Here is a 1,066-nt window from a genome sequence, read left to right on the forward strand (position 1 = left end):
TGGCAAGGGCACTAGCTTCACAGTCCAACTCCCGCTGGAAGCGATCGAACTTGAAGCTCGAACTGTGGAAACTCCAATTGGGGCGATCCAACCGTCTTCGCAGCAATTCGACATTCTCCTCGTTGAAGACAACGCTGTTAACCAGAAGGTCGCGGTCCGGATGATCGAGGGATTCGGTCACCGTGTTTCTGTGGTGGAAGACGGGGTAGCCGCACTTCAAGCCCTTCAAAACCGATCTTACGACCTCGTGTTTATGGACTGCATGATGCCGGTGATGGACGGACTAGAGGCGACCAGGCGAATTCGATTCGAAGAAAAACGAACTGGCGATCACCAGCCCATCGTGGCGATGACCGCGAATGCGCTTTCTGGCGATGAAGCACTGTGCCTGGAAGCGGGAATGGATTCGTATTTGGCGAAACCTTTCCAGCGCACCGAAGTCAACCTGGCGATTGAGAAGTGGGCCAGACGCCTGCCCCGCTCACAGGCAGCATAGCTAATGCGGGTCGAAAGGCTTCACGAGCCTGACACGAACGATGTTGAAGTACAACACCTCGGTTTCAGTCTTTTTAATTTTGAGCACGTGCTCATCGGCGGCTTGCAAAATGCCGACATCTTGCCTCTCCGTGTCTGCCATCGAGTAGACCGTAACCTTTCTTCCCACTAATTCTTGAAGAATCGACATAACCTTGTTTGTATGTTATCTTCATTTAACGATTATTGCAACCAGGTGCCCGGGAGAAATCCACCAGACAAGGTTCAATAGACGTGGTGAAGAGGGTTGTCGCGGTTCTTGGAGGAATTTTGGGTCTCATGTTTGGGACCGCCATTCTTGCGATGGGCTCTCGCTTTTACCCAGGAATATGGGTTCAATCCGCTTTGGCGATCCTCATTCCAATTATTCTGTGGCGGGGAAAGTGGATCCCTCGCGGCCAAGCCCGGGGCCTGGTGATCCCCCTCGCCGGTCTCTTCACAGCAAGCATTCTGTTCAGCGGGCCTCCGATGCGGATTCTCGATCTTGAGTGGCTATCGTACGCGGCAACGGCAGGATTGGCGGCTCTCGGAC

General features: G+C 53.7%; 3 protein-coding genes. 2 read left to right on the forward strand and 1 reads right to left on the reverse strand.

All coding sequences use genetic code 11. The features are described 5' to 3' along the window. On the forward strand, nt 1-496 hold a 496-nt coding region (locus RMO15_RS22905; protein WP_309717773.1), incomplete at its 5' end, for a response regulator. On the opposite strand, the gene RMO15_RS22910 is transcribed toward RMO15_RS22905, so the two are convergent. Beyond that, complete coding sequence (locus RMO15_RS22910; RefSeq protein WP_309717775.1) at nt 497-685, reverse strand: hypothetical protein; 189 nt, start codon at nt 683-685, stop codon at nt 497-499. Nucleotides 686-813: 128 nt separating this feature from the next. Here RMO15_RS22910 and RMO15_RS22915 point away from each other — a divergent pair. Next, the coding region (locus RMO15_RS22915; RefSeq protein ID WP_309717778.1) for a hypothetical protein at nt 814-1,066 on the forward strand (253 nt) is incomplete at its 3' end.

Source organism: Armatimonas sp., from assembly GCF_031410135.1.
In the GTDB taxonomy this organism is placed as follows: domain Bacteria; phylum Armatimonadota; class Armatimonadia; order Armatimonadales; family Armatimonadaceae; genus Armatimonas.